Annotated in this window: 20 protein-coding genes; 18 read left to right on the plus strand and 2 right to left on the minus strand. The window is 72.4% G+C overall.

Annotated elements, in window-relative coordinates:
- The first annotated feature begins 76 nt into the window (after positions 1-76).
- The 18 genes from ACTWNK_RS19095 (at position 77) to ACTWNK_RS19180 (ending at position 15,623) form a co-directional block, all read left to right on the plus strand.
- Positions 77-268: a ferredoxin gene (locus tag ACTWNK_RS19095; protein ID WP_474305569.1), complete on the plus strand. Its 192-nt coding sequence runs from the start codon at positions 77-79 to the stop codon at positions 266-268.
- Positions 265-1,446: an NAD(P)/FAD-dependent oxidoreductase gene (locus tag ACTWNK_RS19100; RefSeq protein WP_474305571.1), complete on the plus strand. Its 1,182-nt coding sequence runs from the start codon at positions 265-267 to the stop codon at positions 1,444-1,446. Before ACTWNK_RS19095 ends, ACTWNK_RS19100 begins: the two co-directional genes overlap by 4 nt.
- Complete coding sequence (locus ACTWNK_RS19105) at positions 1,431-2,555, plus strand: steroid 3-ketoacyl-CoA thiolase (RefSeq protein WP_474305573.1); 1,125 nt, start codon at positions 1,431-1,433, stop codon at positions 2,553-2,555. The genes ACTWNK_RS19100 and ACTWNK_RS19105 overlap by 16 nt, the downstream gene beginning before the upstream one ends.
- A complete protein-coding gene (locus ACTWNK_RS19110) occupies positions 2,555-3,736 on the plus strand; it encodes a CaiB/BaiF CoA transferase family protein (RefSeq protein WP_474305574.1) in 1,182 nt (393 codons plus the stop codon). Before ACTWNK_RS19105 ends, ACTWNK_RS19110 begins: the two co-directional genes overlap by 1 nt.
- A gap of 80 nt (positions 3,737-3,816) precedes the next feature.
- Entirely contained in the window at positions 3,817-4,557 is a 741-nt protein-coding gene (fabG, locus tag ACTWNK_RS19115; protein WP_474305576.1) for a 3-oxoacyl-[acyl-carrier-protein] reductase, read from the plus strand.
- Positions 4,554-4,916 (plus strand): 3-hydroxyacyl-ACP dehydratase FabZ family protein, encoded by a 363-nt coding sequence (locus ACTWNK_RS19120; protein WP_474305578.1) that lies wholly within the window; start codon positions 4,554-4,556, stop codon positions 4,914-4,916. The genes fabG and ACTWNK_RS19120 overlap by 4 nt, the downstream gene beginning before the upstream one ends.
- Positions 4,909-5,388: a 3-hydroxyacyl-ACP dehydratase FabZ family protein gene (locus ACTWNK_RS19125; RefSeq protein WP_474305580.1), complete on the plus strand. Its 480-nt coding sequence runs from the start codon at positions 4,909-4,911 to the stop codon at positions 5,386-5,388. The genes ACTWNK_RS19120 and ACTWNK_RS19125 overlap by 8 nt, the downstream gene beginning before the upstream one ends.
- A gap of 11 nt (positions 5,389-5,399) precedes the next feature.
- Positions 5,400-5,654 (plus strand): acyl carrier protein, encoded by a 255-nt coding sequence (locus ACTWNK_RS19130; RefSeq protein WP_474305582.1) that lies wholly within the window; start codon positions 5,400-5,402, stop codon positions 5,652-5,654.
- Between the two features lies 1 nt (position 5,655).
- The gene (locus ACTWNK_RS19135; protein WP_474305584.1) at positions 5,656-6,852 is read left to right on the plus strand and encodes a beta-ketoacyl-[acyl-carrier-protein] synthase family protein; all 1,197 of its coding nucleotides are present in this window, start codon (positions 5,656-5,658) and stop codon (positions 6,850-6,852) included.
- A complete protein-coding gene (locus ACTWNK_RS19140; protein WP_474305586.1) occupies positions 6,849-7,862 on the plus strand; it encodes a beta-ketoacyl synthase N-terminal-like domain-containing protein in 1,014 nt (337 codons plus the stop codon). Before ACTWNK_RS19135 ends, ACTWNK_RS19140 begins: the two co-directional genes overlap by 4 nt.
- Positions 7,859-8,971, plus strand: coding sequence for a beta-ketoacyl synthase N-terminal-like domain-containing protein (locus tag ACTWNK_RS19145; protein WP_474305588.1), 1,113 nt, complete (start codon positions 7,859-7,861; stop codon positions 8,969-8,971). Before ACTWNK_RS19140 ends, ACTWNK_RS19145 begins: the two co-directional genes overlap by 4 nt.
- Before the next feature lie 40 nt (positions 8,972-9,011).
- Positions 9,012-9,812: a beta-ketoacyl synthase N-terminal-like domain-containing protein gene (locus ACTWNK_RS19150; RefSeq protein WP_474305590.1), complete on the plus strand. Its 801-nt coding sequence runs from the start codon at positions 9,012-9,014 to the stop codon at positions 9,810-9,812.
- The gene (locus ACTWNK_RS19155) at positions 9,809-10,603 is read left to right on the plus strand and encodes an alpha/beta fold hydrolase (RefSeq protein ID WP_474305592.1); all 795 of its coding nucleotides are present in this window, start codon (positions 9,809-9,811) and stop codon (positions 10,601-10,603) included. Before ACTWNK_RS19150 ends, ACTWNK_RS19155 begins: the two co-directional genes overlap by 4 nt.
- Positions 10,600-11,475 (plus strand): acyl-CoA thioesterase, encoded by an 876-nt coding sequence (locus ACTWNK_RS19160; RefSeq protein WP_474305594.1) that lies wholly within the window; start codon positions 10,600-10,602, stop codon positions 11,473-11,475. The genes ACTWNK_RS19155 and ACTWNK_RS19160 overlap by 4 nt, the downstream gene beginning before the upstream one ends.
- A complete protein-coding gene (locus ACTWNK_RS19165) occupies positions 11,472-12,158 on the plus strand; it encodes a DsbA family protein (RefSeq protein ID WP_474305596.1) in 687 nt (228 codons plus the stop codon). Before ACTWNK_RS19160 ends, ACTWNK_RS19165 begins: the two co-directional genes overlap by 4 nt.
- Positions 12,155-12,886, plus strand: a complete 732-nt coding sequence (locus tag ACTWNK_RS19170) for a class II aldolase/adducin family protein (RefSeq protein WP_474305598.1) — start codon at positions 12,155-12,157, stop codon at positions 12,884-12,886. The genes ACTWNK_RS19165 and ACTWNK_RS19170 overlap by 4 nt, the downstream gene beginning before the upstream one ends.
- Before the next feature lie 23 nt (positions 12,887-12,909).
- A complete protein-coding gene (locus tag ACTWNK_RS19175) occupies positions 12,910-14,400 on the plus strand; it encodes an AMP-binding protein (RefSeq protein WP_474305600.1) in 1,491 nt (496 codons plus the stop codon).
- Complete coding sequence (locus ACTWNK_RS19180) at positions 14,397-15,623, plus strand: cytochrome P450 (protein WP_474305602.1); 1,227 nt, start codon at positions 14,397-14,399, stop codon at positions 15,621-15,623. Before ACTWNK_RS19175 ends, ACTWNK_RS19180 begins: the two co-directional genes overlap by 4 nt.
- Before the next feature lie 78 nt (positions 15,624-15,701).
- Here the strand turns inward: ACTWNK_RS19180 and ACTWNK_RS19185 are convergent, their stop codons facing one another.
- Both ACTWNK_RS19185 and ACTWNK_RS19190 read right to left on the minus strand, forming a co-directional pair.
- Positions 15,702-16,193, minus strand: a complete 492-nt coding sequence (locus ACTWNK_RS19185) for a hypothetical protein (RefSeq protein WP_474305604.1) — start codon at positions 16,191-16,193, stop codon at positions 15,702-15,704.
- A 262-nt stretch (positions 16,194-16,455) separates the two neighbouring features.
- Complete coding sequence (locus tag ACTWNK_RS19190; protein ID WP_474305606.1) at positions 16,456-17,016, minus strand: winged helix-turn-helix domain-containing protein; 561 nt, start codon at positions 17,014-17,016, stop codon at positions 16,456-16,458.
- Between the last annotated feature and the right edge of the window lie 680 nt (positions 17,017-17,696).

Consider the following 17,696-nt stretch of genomic DNA (forward strand, 5'->3'; position numbering starts at 1 on the left):
GTGGAGTCTCGTCAACACCTGTGTTCATCGCTATCCTGTATCTAAATCCAAGACGCAAGATAGCGGATGGTCTGGCATGCGAATATCCGTTGACTACGACCTGTGCGACAGCCACGGCGAGTGCATGACCGTCGCGCCCGAAGTCTTCGAAGTGCGCGACGACGACCTGCTCTACGTCCTTGACGAGGACCCCGGTCCCGAGCTGCACCAGAAGGTGGAGGCGGCGGCACGGCGGTGCCCGAAGCTGGCCATCACGCTCGACCCGTGACGGCCGGGCTGCGGGTGCTGGTCGCCGGGGCCTCGCTGGCGGGTTCGCATGCCGTACTGGCGCTGCGGGCCGCCGGGTTCGCGGGGTCGGTGACCGTCGTCGGCGCCGAGGCGTGCGAGCCCTACGACCGGCCGCCGCTGTCGAAGCAGGCGCTCACCGGCGAGGGCGGCCTCACGCCCAAGGCGCTGGGCGCGGGCATGGAGGGTGCCGACTGGCTGCTCGGCCACCGGGCCGTCGGGCTCGACCTGGAGCGGCGCACGCTCGCGCTCGACGACGGGAGCGCGCTGCCCTTCGACGGCCTGGTCGTCGCCACCGGCTCCGAGCCGCTCATGCCCGCGTGGGCGGCGGGCGCGCTGCCGCTGCGGACCGCGGCCGACTGCCGTGCGATCAGGGCGGCGCTCGACGCCGGAGCCCGGCAGGTCGTGGTCGTCGGGGCCGGGTTCATCGGCTCCGAGGTGGCCGCCTCCTGCGCGGCCAGGGGCCTGCGGGTCACCCTCGCCGACCCGCTCGCCCTGCCGCTGCTGCGCGCGTGCGGCCCGCTGATCGGCGGCGTGCTGGCGGACCTGCACCGCGAACGCGGCGTCCACCTCGCCCTGGGCCGCGAGGTGGCCGCCGTGCACCCCCATGAGGTCGTGCTCGGCGACGGCACGCGGCTGCCCGCCGACCTGGTCGTGGCCGGTCTCGGTGCGAGGCCCGCCACCGGCTGGCTGGCCGGGTCCGGGCTGGGCGTCGGCGACGGCGTGCTCTGCGACGACACCCTGCTGGCCGCGCCAGGCGTGGTCGCGGCCGGCGACGTGTGCCGCTGGCCGAGCGCCGTGTTCGGCGCCAGCATGCGCGTCGAGCACTGGACCAACGCCGTCGAGCAGGGCGAGTACGCGGGCAGGCGGCTGCACCTGGCGCTGACCGGCGCGCCCGCGCCCGAGCCCTACGACCCCGTCCCCTACCTGTGGACCGAACAGCACGGCCACACCGTCCAGGTGCTCGGCCGCCCGGAGCCGCACGACGAGATCCACGTGGTGGCGGGCGACCCGGACGCCAGGCGCTTCGCCGCCGTGCACGTCCGCGAGGGCAGGGTGCGCGCCGCGGTCGGCATGGGCTGGCCGGCCAGGCTGCGCCGCCTGCTCCCCCTGGTACGACAGGCGCAGAAATGGAGTCAGGCGACATGCGAGACCCGGTGATCGTGGCCACGGCCCGTACCCCGATCGGCAGGAGGAACGGCGCCCTGGCGGGCCTGAAGGCCGTGGAGCTGCTCAGGCACGTGCAGAAGGAGGTCATCGCCAGGGCGGGCGTCGAGCCGTCCGAGGTCGACCAGGTGCTCGGCGGATGCGTCACCCAGGCAGGCGAGCAGAGCCTGAACGTCACGCGCAACGCCTGGCTGAACTCCGGCATGGACTACGAGGTCGGCGCGAGCACGGTCGACGGCTCGTGCGGCTCGGCCCAGCAGGCCAACCACCTGGCGGCGGCGCTCATCGCCTCCGGCGCGGCCGACTGCGTGCTCGCCTGCGGGGTGGAGTCGATGAGCCGGGTGCCGATCGGCGTCAACCTCTACAACGGGCCCGGCCACTACAAGAGCGACGACTACCCGTGGGACGACCCGCCGCGCAGCCAGTTCGGCGGCGCCGAGCGCATCGCGGCCAGGGAGGGCTTCAGCCGCGCCGACCTCGACGCCTACGGCGTGCGCTCGCAGCGCCTGGCGGCCGAGGCGTGGGAGCGGGGCGACTTCACCGCCGAGATCGCGCCGCTGGCCGGGGTGGAACGCGACGAGGGCATGCGGCCGACCACCATGGAGGGCCTGGCCGCCCTGCGCCCCAACGTCGAGGGCGGCCTGCACACCCCGGGCACCACCTCGCAGATCTCCGACGGCGCCGCGGCCCTGCTGTGGATGTCGGCCGAGCGGGCCAAGGCGCTCGGCCTGCGGCCCAGGGCCAGGCTGGCCCACCAGGTGATGACGGGCGCCGACCCGTACTTCCTGCTCGACGGCCCGATCACCGCCACCCGCAGGATTCTCAAACGCTCAGGCATGAGCCTGGCCGACATCGACACCTACGAGGTCAACGAGGCATTCGCCGGGGTTGTCCTGGCCTGGCAGGCCGCGCACGAGGCCAACATGGACCGGGTCAACGTCAACGGCGGCGCGATCTCGCTCGGCCATCCGCTCGGCGCGACGGGAGCCAGGCTGCTCATCGGCGCGCTGCACGAGCTGGAACGGCGTGACACCGAGTTCGCCCTGGTCACCATGTGCTGCGGCGGCTCGCTCGGCACCGCCTCGATCCTGCAGCGGCTGTGATGGAGCGCGAGGAGTTCTACGCCGAGGCCAGGGGCGACCTGACCGGCCCGCTGGACGGCGTGCGCGTGCTGGACGTCACCAAGGTCTGGTCGGGGCCGATGGCCTCCTGCGTCCTGGCCGACCTGGGCGCCGACGTGGTCAAGGTGGAACTGCCCGGCGGCGTCGACGGCGAGGTGCCGCCGAAGATCCCCGGCACCGGTCTGTCGTGGTTCAGGCAGACGGTCAACCGCAACAAACGCAGCATCGCACTCGACCTGCGCGCCGACGAGGGCCGGGCGCTGTTCCTGCGCATGGTCGCCGTCGCCGACGTCGTCGTGGAGAACTACCGGCCGGGCACGCTGGCACGCTGGGGAGTCGGCTACCCGTCCTGCCGTGCGGTGAAGCCCGACCTGGTGTACGTGTCGATCTCGGGCTACGGCCAGTACGGCTCCCGCTCGGCGCTGCCGGGATACGACCCCGTCCTTCAGGCGTACGGCGGCTGGATGTCGCTCAACGGCGAGCCGGGCGGCGGGCCGGTGCGGGCGCAGACGTTCGTGGCCGACGACCTGGCCGGACTGCACGGCGCCATCGGCGCACTGGCCGCGCTGCGCCACCGCGACAGCACCGGCGAGGGCCAGCACGTCGACGTGGCGATGCTCGACAGCCTGCTGGCGGGCAGCTCGGGCCTGCTGACGCTGGCCGCCGAGGGCCGTGCGCCCACACGCGACGGCAACGAGACCGGGTTCGTGGTGCCCGCCAACGCCTACCCGTGCAAGGACGGCACGATCTACCTGGCGGTGGCGCTGAACCGGCAGTGGCGCGCGCTGGCCGAGGCGATGGGCCGCGCCGACCTGGCCCGCGCCGACGGCTACGGCACGGCCGCCGAACGCCTGGGCAACCGCGAGGCCGTCAACGCCGTCGTGGCCGCCTGGTGCGCCGCCCGCACCGCCGACGAGGCGCTGCGGGTCCTGGACGCCTGCGCCGTGCCCGCCTCCAAGTTGCGCGAGCTCACCGAGGTGGCCGAGGACCCGCAGATCGCCGAACGCGAGATGTTGCCCCGGGTCCGCCTGCACGACGGCTCGCAGGCCCGGCTGACCGGCCCGGCGGCCAAGTTCTCCCGCACGCCGACGCGGATCAGACGCCCGGCGCCCGCCGCCGGAGCCGACACCGAAGACGTGCTGCGCGACTGGGGTCTGGCCTAGAAACAAGAAACGTGCACGCTCTTGCGAAGACACGAGAGTCTCGGTAAGTATTGGGACATACAAGAAGCTAGGAGGCTGGGATGGCAGCACAGCGCCGTGCTCTGGTGACCGGCGCGTCACGGGGGATCGGCCGCAGTGTGGCGATCCGGCTGGCGCAGGCGGGCTACGCGGTCGCGGGCTGCTACAGCGCGCAGAGCGAGGAGGCGGCCAAGACCGAGGCCGCGGTCTCCGCCCTGGACGTGCCCGTCTTCTTCCGCGCGTGCGACGTGCGCGACCTGGCATCGGTCGAGCAGTTCGTCAGCGACGCCGAGGCCGCGATCGGCCCCTTCGACGCCCTGGTCAGCAATGCCGGCATCACCCGCGACAGCCCCCTGGTGCTGCAGCGCGCCGACGACTGGCAGGACGTCATCCAGACCAACCTGACCGGCACGTGGAACCTGTGCCGCACCCTCGCCTTCCGCTTCATGAAACGCAGGAGCGGCTCGATCGTCGCCCTGTCTTCGGTCGCCGGCGTCTACGGCAACGCGGGCCAGACCGCCTACGCGGCCAGCAAGGCGGGCATCGTCGGCCTGGCCAAGTCGCTGGCCAAGGAGGTCGCGGCACACGGCGTCCGGGTCAATGTCGTGGCGCCTGGCTTCATCGAGACCGACATGACGGACGCGCTGCCGGACAAGCTGCGCGCCCAGGCCCTCACCCAGATCCCGATGCGCAGGCTCGGCAGCCCCGACGAGGTGGCCGACCTTGTCACGTATCTGCTATCTGACCAAGCCTCGTATGTGACCGGACAGGTCTTCCAGGTGGACGGGGGCATCCGGCTGTGAGCGTGGCCGCACCGCTGTGCGCCGTGGACTCCCACACGGCCGAGCACGCCGAAGGGGAGCTGCGCGTCTCGGCCAGACTGGAGATCCGCGCCGAGGAGGAGGCCCTGCGCGGCCACTTCCCCGATCTGCCCATCTACCCGGGCGTGTTCGTGCTGGAGAGCCTCCTGCAGGCCCTCACCCTGGCCACCGGGTCCCCCGTACGGCTGCGCGAGCTGCGTTCGGTGCGGTTCGTGGCGCCGCTGCTGCCCGGCGACGAACTGCGCCTGGACATCGCCCTGCGTGACGGTGTGGCCAAGGCCAGGTGCGCGCGGCGCGACGGCGGCCTCGCCGTACAGCTGACGGCGGTCGTCGATGCTTGAGCACCACCAGGTCAGGGACCTGCTGCCGCAGCGCTATCCGATGCTGCTCATCGACAGGGTGGTGAGCATGCGGCCGGGGCACTCCCTCAGCGCCGTCAAGGCCGTCACCGCGGCCGAGCCGTGCTACCGCGAGGTGCCGGACGGCTCGCCCGCCGGGCACTACGCCTACCCGGTCTCGCTGCTGCTGGAGTCGCTCGGCCAGGCCGCCGCGCTGCTCTGGCTGGCCGACGAGGGCGCGGTCGGCGGCGACAGGGTGCTGATGTTCGCCGGAGCGCGCGGGTACCGGGTGCGGGGCGAGGCCCTGCCCGGCGACCTGCTGCGGCACGACGTCGAACTGATGCAGGTCAAGGCCGACACCGTGTTCGCGACCGGCAGGACCAGCGTCGGCACCCGGCTGGTCGCGACCGTCGACACCCTCATCGCGGTGTGCCGTCCGAGATCCGTTCTGGAACAGCAAACGATCAGTGAGTAGGAGGCAGTCGCGTGACCGAGGCTGAGCAGCGCATGGAAGAACTCCGGGAGATCGTCGCCGAGGTCCTGGAGATGGAGCCAGAGGAGATCAGTGACACCGGTGATTTCATGGACGACTACGACGCCGACTCGCTGAGGGCGATCGAGATCCTGGCCAGGCTGGACAAGAAGTACCGGGTCGAGATCCCCCAGGCCGAACTGCCCGAGATGCGCAACCTGAAGGCGGTCTACCAGTCGGTGGCCAACCACGCCGGCTGGCAGGACTGACGTGTCCCGAGTGGTGGTCACCGGACTCGGGCCGGTGTCGAGCATCGGCACCGGCGTCGAGGAGTTCGCGGCGGGCCTGCTGGCAGGCCGTTCCGGCATCTCGGAGATCACCGGCTTCGACGCGGGCGGCTTCCCGCACCGGCGCGGTGGCGAGGTGCGCGGCTTCGTGCCGGGCCGTACGCTGCGCCGGTTGGAGGCGGCCGGGTGGGGCCGCTCCAGTCTGTTCGCCGCCGCGGCGGCCCGCCTGGCGGCCGAGGACGCGGGTCTCGACCCGGCCACGACCGAGGCGGGAGCCGTGATCGGCACCACGAGCGGCGAGTCGGTGGTCATGGAGGAGCTGACCGAGCAGATCGTCGGCGAGGGCTTCGACAGCCTCGACCCCGGCCTGCTCCGACAGCTGCCCGCGCACCGGCTCGCCCATGCCGTCAGCGCCGAACTCGGCCTGACCGGCGAGTCGCTCACCCTGGCCACCGCGTGCTCGGCCAGCAACTACGCCATCGGCTACGCCTTCGACCTGGTGCACTCGGGCCGGGCGCAGGTGATGTTCGCCGGAGGGGCCGACTCGGTCTGCCGGTGGGCGCACGCGGGCTTCTACCGGCTCGGCGCGCTCACCAAGGACGCCTGCGCGCCCTTCGACAGGGACAGGTCCGGCATCCTGACCGGCGAGGGCGGCGCCGTCCTCATGCTGGAGAGCCTGGAGCACGCCCAGGGCAGGGGCGCCCGCATCTACGCCGAGGTGCTCGGCTACGGCGTCAACTGCGACGCCAAGCACCCGGTCGCGCCGGACGCGGCCAGCATCGCCGCGTGCATGCGCATCGCCCAGCGCAATGCCGACGTCAAACCCTCGGAGGTGGACTACGTGTGCGCGCACGGCACCGGCACGCCCGCCAACGACGCGGTGGAGTCGCAGGCCCTGTTCGAGGTGTTCGGCGCGACGCCGCCGCCGGTCAGCTCGATCAAATCCATGATCGGCCACACGATGGGCGCGGCCAGCGGGTTCGGCGCCATCGCCTCCGTCCTGGCGATCGAGCGCGGCTTCCTGCCGCCGACCGTCAACTGGGTCAACCCCGACCCCGCCTTCGCCGACCTCGATCCCGTGCCCAATGTGGCCAGGCGTGCCACGGTCAGGGTGGCGCAGAACAACGGCTTCGCGTTCGGCGGCAACAACGCCATCACGCTGTTCGGGGCCGTGGCATGAGCGGCCTGGTCGTCACCGGCTGGAGTGCGATCACCGCCGAAGGCGTGGGGGAGGGGCCCTCCGGCAGGCCCGTGCCGCCCGCCGACGTCACCGCGATGTTCGACGAGCCGCTGCCCAGGGCCACCGCGACCGCGCTGACCGACTTCGACGTACGCGCCCACCTGGGCCGCAAGGGCACCAGCGCCTACGACCGCGCCACCTCGCTGGCCACCACCGCCTGCGGAGCCGCCCTCACCTCGGGCGCGCTCGTCGTCGACGACGCGAGCAGGGAGCGTATCGGCGTGGTGCTCGGCACGACGGTCGGCAGCTTCCGCTCGACCAGCGACTTCAGCAGGGAGACCCTCGTCCAGGAGAAGCCGTACCTGGTCAATCCGATGCTCTTCCCCAGCACCGTGATGAACTTCGCCGCCGGGCAGGCCGCCATCCGCTACGGGCTCAAGGGCGTCAACTCCACCGTCGCGGGCGGCCCGCTCGCCTTCCACCAGGCGTTGCGCTACGCGGCCAACGCCCTGGAGCGAGGGTACGCCGACGTGATGCTCGTGGGATGCGTCGAGGAGCTCAGCCCGCACCGCGCCTGGCAGAACGCCAAGCTCGCGGGGGAGGGGCCGACGGGCGAGGGCGCGGCGGTCTTCGTGCTCGAACGCGCGGGCGACGCCAGGCGTGCGGGCAGCGCCGCCTGCGCCGAGGTGCTGGCCGTGGCCACCGCGTTCGGCCTGGGCGAAGGCGCGCGTGCCGCGCTCGACGGGTGCGTCGAGCGCGTGCTGCGCGAAGGCGGTGTGCGCGCCGAAGAGGTCTCGCTGGTCGTGACCGGCGAGCCGGAGCCGGAGCCCCTGCTGGCGCACGCGCCCGAGCAGATCTCCGTCACCGGCCTGCTCGGCCACTGCGACGCCGCGGCGGGCGCACTGGCGCTGGCGGCGTTCCTGCGCGGGCGCGGCGAGGGCCAGGCCCTGCTGACCGCGCGCACGGCCGACGGCGGCGTGGGCGCGGTCCTGGTACGGGGACGCCCGTGAGCGTGCTCATCCTGGCCGGGGCGTCGCTCACCGGTCTGGGCGACGGCGAGGCGACCTTCGCCGCACTGCTCGGCGGCCGGGCCGGACCCGTTCCGCTGGCACACGGCGACCCCGCCAAGCTACGCGTGTCGCACGGCCATCACCTGCCGGGCGACCCCTCGCGGCCCTTCCGGGCGGGACAGTGGCTGACCGCCTGCGTGCGGACGGCGCTGGCCGCCTCCGGCGTCGACCCCTCGGCAGGGCGGGTCGCCTGCCTGGTCGGCACCGGCCTGCGCGAACTGGCGGCCGTCGAGCTCGGCGAGCCGCACGACGTGCCCGCACACCGCCTGCACTTCGCCTCGGCCGTACGGCGGGCGGCGCCCGCGATCGGCGAGGTGATCACCGTGTCCAACGCCTGCGCGGCGGGCGGGCACGTGCTGGCGATGGCCCAGGACATGCTGGAGCTCGGCGACGCCGACGCGGTCGTCGTGGCCGGGGCCGACGCCATGACCGAGTCGATGCTGGCGATGATCGGCCGAGTCGCCGACGAACCCACCGAGCGGGTACGCCCCTTCGACGCCGCCCGCACCGGCGTCCTGCTGGGCGAGGGCGCCGCCGCCTTCGTCCTGACCGGCGACGACGGCCGTGCGGGCGCCCTGGCCCGGGTGCTGGCCACCGGCCTGTCGTGCGACGCCTGCCACGAGACCGCGCCCTCGGCCGAAGGCATCGCCAGGGCCATGCGCGACGCCTTCGACCGGGCCGGGCGAGACCCGCGCGAGGTCGGCCTGGTCCTGGCGCACGGCACCGGCACCGCACTCAACGACCCCACCGAGTGCGTGGCGCTGCGCGAGGTCCTGCTGGGCGACGGCGGCGACCCGCTGGTCACGGCCGTCAAGGGCGCGGTTGGCCACACCTCGGGCGTCGCCGCGCTGACCAGCCTCGACGTCGCCCTGCGCTGCCTGGACACGGGCACGGTGCCGCCGATCACCGGCCTGCGCGACCCGCTCGCCGAGGCCAAGGACCTGCGCCTGCTGCGCGACGAGCCCGCCGCCATGCCGGACGGCCTGATCCAGATCGACGCCTTCGGCTTCGGCGGCGTCAACGCCGTGACCCTCGTGGAACGCATGTGAACACCACCACCGGCCCACGCCCCGACCCCCTGGAGGGCGTGTGAGCGCCGTCGCCCTGACCGCCTGGAGCCTGCACGTGCCGGGCCTGGCGGCACATGAGCTGCCCGAGCCGGTGCGTGCCGGACTCGGCGCTCCGGCCTGCGCCGCGGCCGACGCCGGGCAGGTGCTCGGGCGCAAGGGCCTGCTGTTCAAGGAGGCGGCCACCCGGCTGGCGCTCTGCGCCGTGCACAGGGCGCTCGGCCTGACGCCGGGCGAGCGGCCCTCCGGGCCGGTGCAGCCGCGCACCGCAGTCGTCGCCTGCTCCAACCTCGGCAATGTCGAGACCGTCGCCACCCTCGCCCGCGCCGTACGGGCGGGAGGCGTGCGTGAGGTCAGCCCGATGGCCGCGCCCAACGCCTCCAGCAATGTGGTGGCCAGTACGGTCGCCCTGTGGTTCGGCTTCGGCGGGCCGTGCCTCATGATCTGCTCGGGCGCCACGGCCGGGCTCGACGGCCTGGTCACCGCCTCCAGGCTGCTGCGCGCGGGCCGGGCCGACCGCGTGGTGCTGGTCGGCGCCGAGCCCGACGACGAGGTCGCCACCGCCGTGCACGGCATGCCGTTGCGGGCGGGCGCCGCCTGCCTGGTGCTGGCCCTGGGGGAGGGGCCGGTGCTGGCCGAGCCCGCCACCGCGCGCCAGGAACGCGCGGGCGACCTCTACGGCGCCCAGGGCGTGGCCGACACCGTGATCGCCGCCAGCCTCGTCGCGAGCGGGCACACGCGGGTCGCCGAGGTCACCTGCGGCTCGCCCGAGGACGGCTGGCGCGCGGTCAGGGTACGGCGCGGCCGGGCGGAGGCCCGATGAGCGCCGGGCTCGACGTCCGCGTGCTGCGACGCGGAACCCCGTCGGTCCTGCTCCTGCACGGCCTCGAAGACAGCTGGGCCAGCTGGCAGCCGCTGGCGGGCCACCTGCCTCCCGGCTACGGACTGATCGCGCTCGACCTGCCGTGGCGTGCCGGCAACGACTACCGCTGGCGGCACGAGGCCACACCGTCCGCCTGGCTGCGGGCGGGGCTCGACCTGCTGGACGAGCGGGTCGACGCCGTCGTCGGGCACTCCTTCGGGGCCAACGCCGCGCTCGGTCTCATGACGGCGGGCGAGGCGGGCATCGGCTCGGCGGCCGTCCTGGTCTGCCCGCTGTACCGGCCGCCCGCCGCCGACGTCACCTGGCACATGCTGGAGCGCTCCCGGCGCATGTTCGTGGAGAACATCAGGGAGGGTGTACGCGCCAGGCTCGGCGCACGCGCGGCGAGCACCGAGCCGGACGTGCTGGAGCGCATGTACGCCAAGGCCGTCGACCGCGTGGGACCCGGCGGCCTGCTGGCCACCTTCGACCAGTACACCGCCAGCGCCGATCTGCCCCTGCACACCGTCACGCAGCGCACGATGGTCCTCGCGGGCGGCGCCGACCCGGTCACACCCGCCGCCACGGCCGCGCACCTGGCCGAGCGCATCCCGCACGCCGTGCTGCGCGCCCGCGACGACCTCGACCACTACTGCCACATCCGCAGGCCCGCCCTGGTGGCGAGCCTGGCGGCCGAGTTCCTCAGTGCGGCGCCGACCGCCGCGCTGCACAGCGAAGGAGGGGCGAGATGACAGGCGCCGCCGCACTGCCCACGACGGCTTCGACGCACAGGCCGCGCTACGAGGGCGCGAACATCCGCACCTGGATCGGCTTCAAGCACTTCATGTACATCGTGGAGGAGGCCGTGCTCGACTGGTTCAGGGAGCACACGCCGGGCGCCAGACGCCTCTACCACGAGCACGGCCTCGGCCTGGAGATCGTCGACTCCTCCGCGCTGCTGCCCGCCGTGCTGGAGGTCGACGACGAGGTGCACGCCCAGGTGACGCCCGTCGGGCCCGGCCGCTTCTCGGTGCAGCTGCACACCGATCGGCTGGTGCTCAAGGGCCGGGTCACGGTCGCCCTGGTCAGGGAGAGCGACGCGCCGGCGCGCGAGCCGTACCTGTCGGAGCTGCTGCCCGAGCCCGTCGAGCGGTTGGCGGGGGAGGGGCCGGACACGCCGAAGGAGCTGCCCGGCGGGTTCCTGTGGTCGTGGCGCGCGCCGTACTTCTACTGTCACTTCTCCGACCGGGTGCAGCACTCGGGGTACGTCCGGGCGCTGGAGGAGGTCGTCGACCGGTTCCTCGACGAGCGCGGGATCTCGGTCGGGCGGCTGCTGGAGGAGCGCGGCTGGATCCCGGTGGTGTCGCGGGCCAGGGTGCGGATGCTGGCGGCGGCGCACATGGAGGAGGTCGTGCACACGACGTTCACCGTCGAGGAGATCATGCGCGGCTCCATGTTCGACGGCAGGATGGACTGCTTCGTCCGCAGGGACGGCGAGCTCGTGCACACCGCGACCGCGAAGATCCTGCACGGCTACGCCATCAGCAGAGGACCCTCCGCCGGGCAGATCGCCGTGCTCGACGACGCCGTCGTCGGGGCGCTGACCGGGGCCGGGCCCTCGTGAGGCGCACGCCGAGACTGTACTTCTCCTTCCGCAGCCCCTACAGCTGGCTGACCGTGCACCGGCTGCGCGCCGAGGTGCCCGACGTGTTCGAGCGCTTCGACTGCTTCCCCTACTGGGACCCGGACCCGCTGACCGAACAGGCGCTCGCCGAGGCCAGGGCCGAGTTCCACTACACGCAGATGAGCAGGGCCAAGCACCTGTACCTGCTCATGGACACCAAGCGCCTGTCACAGCGGCTCGGCCTGCCGATGGCCTGGCCGATCGACGTCGACCCCTGGTGGGAGCTGCCGCACCTGGCCTTCCTGGCCGCCAGGCGGCAGGGGCTGGCCGCGCCGTTCTACGACGCGGTGATCGCCGCGCGCTGGCAACGCGGCGAGAACATCTGCACCCCCGAGGTCGTACGCGCGGCAGCAGCCGAGGCCGGGCTCGACCCCGGTGTCGCGGTCGCCGCCCCCGACGACCCCGGCATCCGGGCCGAAGCCGTGGAGTGCCTGGTCAACGCCTACGAAGACGATGTGTTCGGCATTCCGTACCTCAAATGGGGACGGCACCGCTTCTGGGGCTACGACCGGCTCGCCGACTTCCTCGACGCCTGGCGGGCCGAGGCGCGGCCGCCCGAGGTGAGCGTGCCCGCCGGGCCCGCCGCCGCCTACGACGAGGACACCGCGGGAGGCTGCGGATGAGACGCACACCGGAGCAGGAACGCCTGCACAGGAAGCAACGCCTGGCCGCGGCGCTGCGCGTGTTCGCCGAGCGCGGCTTCGACGAGGGCGTCGGCGGGCACATCACCGCCCGCGACCCGATCAGGCCGGACTGCTTCTGGATCAACCCGTTCGGCCTGCACTTCGGCCACGTCAGGACGAGCGACCTGCTGCTGGTCGGCCCGGACGGCGCCGTGCTCGAAGGCGAGGGCACGGCCAACCCGGCCGGCCTCGTCATCCACTCCCACCTGCACGCCGCACGCCCCGACGTGGTGGCCGCCGCCCACACCCACTCCACGTACGGCAGGGCCTGGTCGTCGCTCGGCAGGTACCTCGACCCGATCACGCAGGACGCGTGCGCGTTCTTCGAGGAGCACGAGGTCTACGACGACTACACCGGCGTCGTGCTCGAGGACGAGGAGGGCAGGCGCATCGCCAAACGGCTCGGCGCGGCCAAGGCGGTCATCCTGCGCAATCACGGCCTGCTCACGGTGGGGGCGAGTGTGGAGGAGGCGGCCTGGTGGTTCGTCACCATGGACCGCTCCTGCCACGTGCAACTGCTGGCCGAGGCCGCCGGAAAGCCGTACCTCATCGAGCGCGACGACGCCAGGAACGCCCGAGCGCAGATCGGCACCGCCGCGATCGCACGCCTGAACTTCCGCCCGCTCTACGCCGACGTCGTGCGGCGCCATCCCGACCTGCTCGACTGACCGAGATTGAGGAGCACGAACCCATGGCCGTCCTGCTGAGCGGGGGCTCCGCCGACGGGCCCGCGATCGCCGACGCGTGCACCGCGCTGACGAGAGGCGAGCTCAACGCCAGGGTCAACCGATGGATCAGGCTGCTGCCCGGCGGCCGGGCGCCGGTCGCGATCGTCGCGGGCAACGGCGTCGACACCATGGCCGTGGTGCTGGCCTGCCTGCACTCGGGCCGCACCGCCGTACCCGTCAACTGGCACCTCACCGCGCCCGAGATCGCCTACCAGCTCGACGACTCCGGCAGTTCGGTCGTCGTCTGCGACCAGGCCAGGGCCGCCGTGGTCGCCGAGGCGGTGCACCTCGCCGCGGGCCGGCCGTACCGGCTGGTGCTCGGGGAGGTGGCGCTCGGGGCCGAGTCGGGCGAGGAGCCGGGCGGGCAGGAGTGCGGGTCGCTGATGCTCTACACCTCGGGCACGACCGGGCATCCCAAGGGCGTGGTCAACGGGCTGTTCAGCACCGGCGCGCCGTTTCGCCGGGTGGACAACCTGCTGGCGTTCGCGGGGTCGGCGCTCGGCGTGCCGGACGACGGGACCGTGCTGCTGGCCGGGCCCTGGTACCACTCGGCGCAGCTGTTCTTCGGGCTGCTGCCGCTGCTGCGCGGCTCCCGGCTGGTGATGAGCGAGGGGTTCGACCCCGCCGCCTTCCTCGACCTGCTCGAGCGGGAGCGGGTGAGCGAGTGCCACATGGTGCCCACCCAGTTCTACCGGCTGCTGCGCCTGCCGCAGGAGCGCAGGGACGCCTTCGACGCCTCCGGGCTGCGCCGGGTCTGGCACGGCGGCGGGCCCTGCTCGGTCGAGGTCAAACGCCGGATGATCGACTGGTGGGGCGAGTGCCTGGTGGAGTACTACGGGGCCACCGAAGGCGGCGTCGCCACCCTCATCGACTCGGCGCAGTGGCTGGCCAGGCCCGGCAGCGTCGGCCGGGCCGTGCCCCCGAGCGAGGTGCTCGTCGTCGACGACGAGGGCGCGCCGAGACCACCCGGCGTCGAGGGCCGCGTCTTCGTGCGCAGGGCGGCCCGCAACGACTTCCACTACCACAACGCCCCCGAGAAGACCGCCTCCGCGCACCTGGCGCCTGGCGTCTTCACCTACGGCGAGCTGGGCTACCTCGACGACGAAGGCTACCTCTACCTGACGGGCAGGCATCAGGAGCTGATCGTCTCGGGAGGCGTCAACGTGTACCCGGCCGAGGTGGAGGCCGCGCTGCTGGCCCATCCCGCCGTGCACGACGCCGTCGTCACCGGCGTGCCCGACGAGGAGTACGGCGAGCGGGTGATGGCCTTCGTCCAGCTCGTCGAAGGCACGCACGAGGACGTCGAGGGGGAGCTCGACCGGCACTGCCGTACCCGCCTGGCCGGGTTCAAGGTGCCGAGGGCCTACCGGATCATGGCCGAGTTGCCGCGCGAGCCGACCGGCAAGATCCGCAAGCAGGCGCTGACCCCCGCCGCACCGCCGGAACCGGCATGATCTCCGATCCCGCGACCTATGTCGCGGGCGTGCCGCACGAGACGTTCGCCCGCATGCGCCGCGGTGGCGCCGTCACGTGGACCGATGAGCCCTACCTGGTACGCCACAGCGCCGCCGGACGCATCACCGAGCGGGGCAGCGGCTACTGGGCGGTCACCGGGCACGCCGCGGTCGTCGAGGCGTCCAGGCGGCCCGAGGTGTTCTCCTCGCAGGCCAAGGGCGCCTTCCTGGTCGACCCCAGGACCAAGGGCGACCTGGCCAGGACGCGGGAGCTCCTGGTCAACATGGACGCGCCCCGGCACGCGCGCATCCGCCGCCTGGTCACCGCGGTCTTCACCCCGAAGGCCGTGCGCTCCCTGGCCGACGGCGTACGCGGGCACGCGCGCGACCTGGTGGCCAAGGTGGTGGCGGCCGGGCGGTTCGACGCGGTCGACGACCTGGCGGCCGAGCTGCCGCTGCTGGTGCTGGCCGACCTGCTCGGCATGCCGCACGCCGATCGCCACCTGCTGTTCCGCTGGAGCAACCACCTGGTGGGCTTCGACGACCCCGAGTACGGAGGCGGCGACGTCGACGCCTACCGCGCGGTGTTCGCCGAGGCCTTCACCTATGCGTTGCGGCTGGCCGCCGAGCGCAGGGAGCGACCGGGCGACGACCTGGTGAGCCTGCTGGCCACGGCGGAGGTCGAGGGGCGCAGGCTGACCGACAGGGAGTTCTGCCACTTCTGGCTGTTGCTGGTCGTGGCGGGCAACGAGACCACCAGGCACCTGATCTCGGGCGGCCTGCTGGCCCTGGCCGAGCATCCCCGCCAGCGGTCGCAGCTGTGCGAGCGGCCGGAGCTGGTGCCCGGCGCGGTGGAGGAGCTGCTGCGCTGGGTGACGCCCATCATGCAGTTCCGCCGGACCGCCGCCTGCGACACCGTCCTGGACGGCCAGGCCATCGCCGAGGGCGACAAGGTCGTGCTGTACTACGTCGCCGCCAACCGCGACCCGGCGGTGTTCCCCGATCCGGACCGGCTGGAGCTGACCCGCGACCCCAATCCGCATCTGGCGTTCGGGATCGGCCCGCACTTCTGCCTGGGGGCGAGCCTGGCCCGGATGGAGGCCAGGGCTCTGCTGGAGGAGCTCGCACCGCATCTGCGGGGGCTGAGCGTCGAGACGGGCGGGGGGACGAGGCTGGCGTCGAACTTCGTCAACGGCCTGAAGTCACTGCCGGTACGCCTGTGAGGGGCGGGCGGGGTTGTCCTCGGGCTCGGGGGCCGGTGGCCCTGCATGCCCGGCGCGCCCGAGGTGTGCCTGTGGCGGCTATTTGGTGACGACGCTCTTGCGGCGTAGGCGGCTGATCCAGCCCTGGGCCGTGTGGGCGGGCACGTCGTAGTGCTTGGCGACGCCCGCGATGCTGCCGACCTCGTTGTAGACCTGCTGCAGCTCCTCGGCGGCGGGCATCTTGCGGTAGACGCGCGCGCCGGGGACCGGGCCGGACGCCTCGGACGCCGTGCGGTCGCGGTCGCCGGCGGACCTGGCTCCGGCGCGTGCGGCCCGGCGGGGGCGCTTGGCCTCCTGGGGCACGGGCGCCTGGGGCACGGGGACGGGCGGCGTCTGGGCGGCGGGCGGCACGGGTGGGAGCGGTCCCACTGCGGCGGCGGTGGCAGTCGGCTTGGCCGAGAACGCCTTGGCCAGGTGCTCCAGATCGACCGAGGGCAGCGGGCTGTTGCTCAGGTCGGAGCCGTGCAGCGCGCGCATGGTGAGCTCGACCACGTGCGCCTGCCCGTCGGTGACCTCGATGAGCACACTCATCTGCGGCCTCGCGTCGGGCTCAGACCCCTCATCCGAAGCCTGGGCGATTGTCACTGTGTATTGCTTCACCACGACCTCTTCCACCTGGGCAGCAGACCATGCACCTATGCGAGCCCACGTGAGCGGAGCAGCGAGGGGAGGGAGCGTGATCTCTACTCTATCGGTAGACGCTACATGAATACTAATCCGTATGATACGGATCGGCATTGCAATGTCAACATAGGCGTTGCAAGAGTCGCGACCCTATCAGGACACCACCCGTTCAGGAACACGTATCGCATCGCGGCCCGACGAGGGCGGATGCGACATTGGTGCGCTGGTATCTGTCCGCGCCCGAGCGGTGCTGGGCCAGCAGCCCGGCGCCGGTGAGCGTGGCGATGTGTTTGCGTGCGCTCTGCGTGTCGAGCTGGTGACGACGGGCCAGCTCGTCGACGGTGCGAGGCTGGTTCAGGTCGGCCAGCAGGGCCAGCCGGCAGCTGCCGACCAGGCGGTGCAGATCGGGTGTGGGAGGGGTCCCACCCGAGATTCGATCGTTCCTTTCTCGCACGCCGAGAGCCGGATACAACATGACGGTGGGCTTGGGCAGCTCGGCCGCGAGCAGGACGACCCGGTCGTGCAGGGTCGTGGGCATCAGCATGAGCCCGCCGGAGCAGGCGCTGAGCTCGGCGTCGCAGAGCGTGTCCACCTGGAGGATCTCGCCGTCGAAGTGCACCCACGGGTGCAGGTCGGCGAAGAAGCCGACCAGTCCGCCCTCCGCGAGCCGTCGCATCCGGTGCCGCAGGTCGGCTTCGAGCAGATCGCTGAGCCAGCCGAGTGTCGTCACGGGAGGCGCGCCAGGATGCCGCCTGGGGGGCCGCAAGGTAGGACAGGATGGGGCGAAACGATTCTCCGGCCTGGGCTGACGCCAGGGTTTGACCCGGCCTGGGCACTCGACGGCCCCGCCGTCCGCATGGTGGTGCGGCGTCATGTGCACCAACTGGGATCTACGCTGCTTCGGTGCGTCCGCCTTTCCCCGGTGTGAGCGCCGGGAGTCGCCGACGAAGTGCAGTCCGGCCAGCGCCGCGGCGATGGGGGAGATCTTCAGTTGGAGACTGGCGGGTTGTCGGTGGTCTATGAGCAGTCGAACGGCCATCGTCAGCTTCCGCAAGAGACAAGATACTGCCAGGAGAACGGCTTCGCGTACAACAGGAAGTGCCAACCTCAATACCAGGAGGTGCGCCCTCACCTCCTCCGTACAGTCAGCGAATCGCGACGGATCGCGATATCGCATACGAACAAACATCAGAACGTCAGAATAGGTAAATGCCCCCGTATGTAGGTCAGGCTCTCACTTTGGTCACGCTTCGGTCAATGCCCGATAGGACGGCATACAGTCCAAACATGGGCGGCTCATCTTGGCTGTTGGTGACGATGCGCTCGCTCAGGGGATCTGACAGGCGTGTCGCTGTTGCGTAATGTGAGATGTGTTGCACGATTTGGGATATCAAGTGGTCAGCGCCAATA

It is taken from the genome of Nonomuraea sp. IBHARD001, assembly GCF_056106265.1.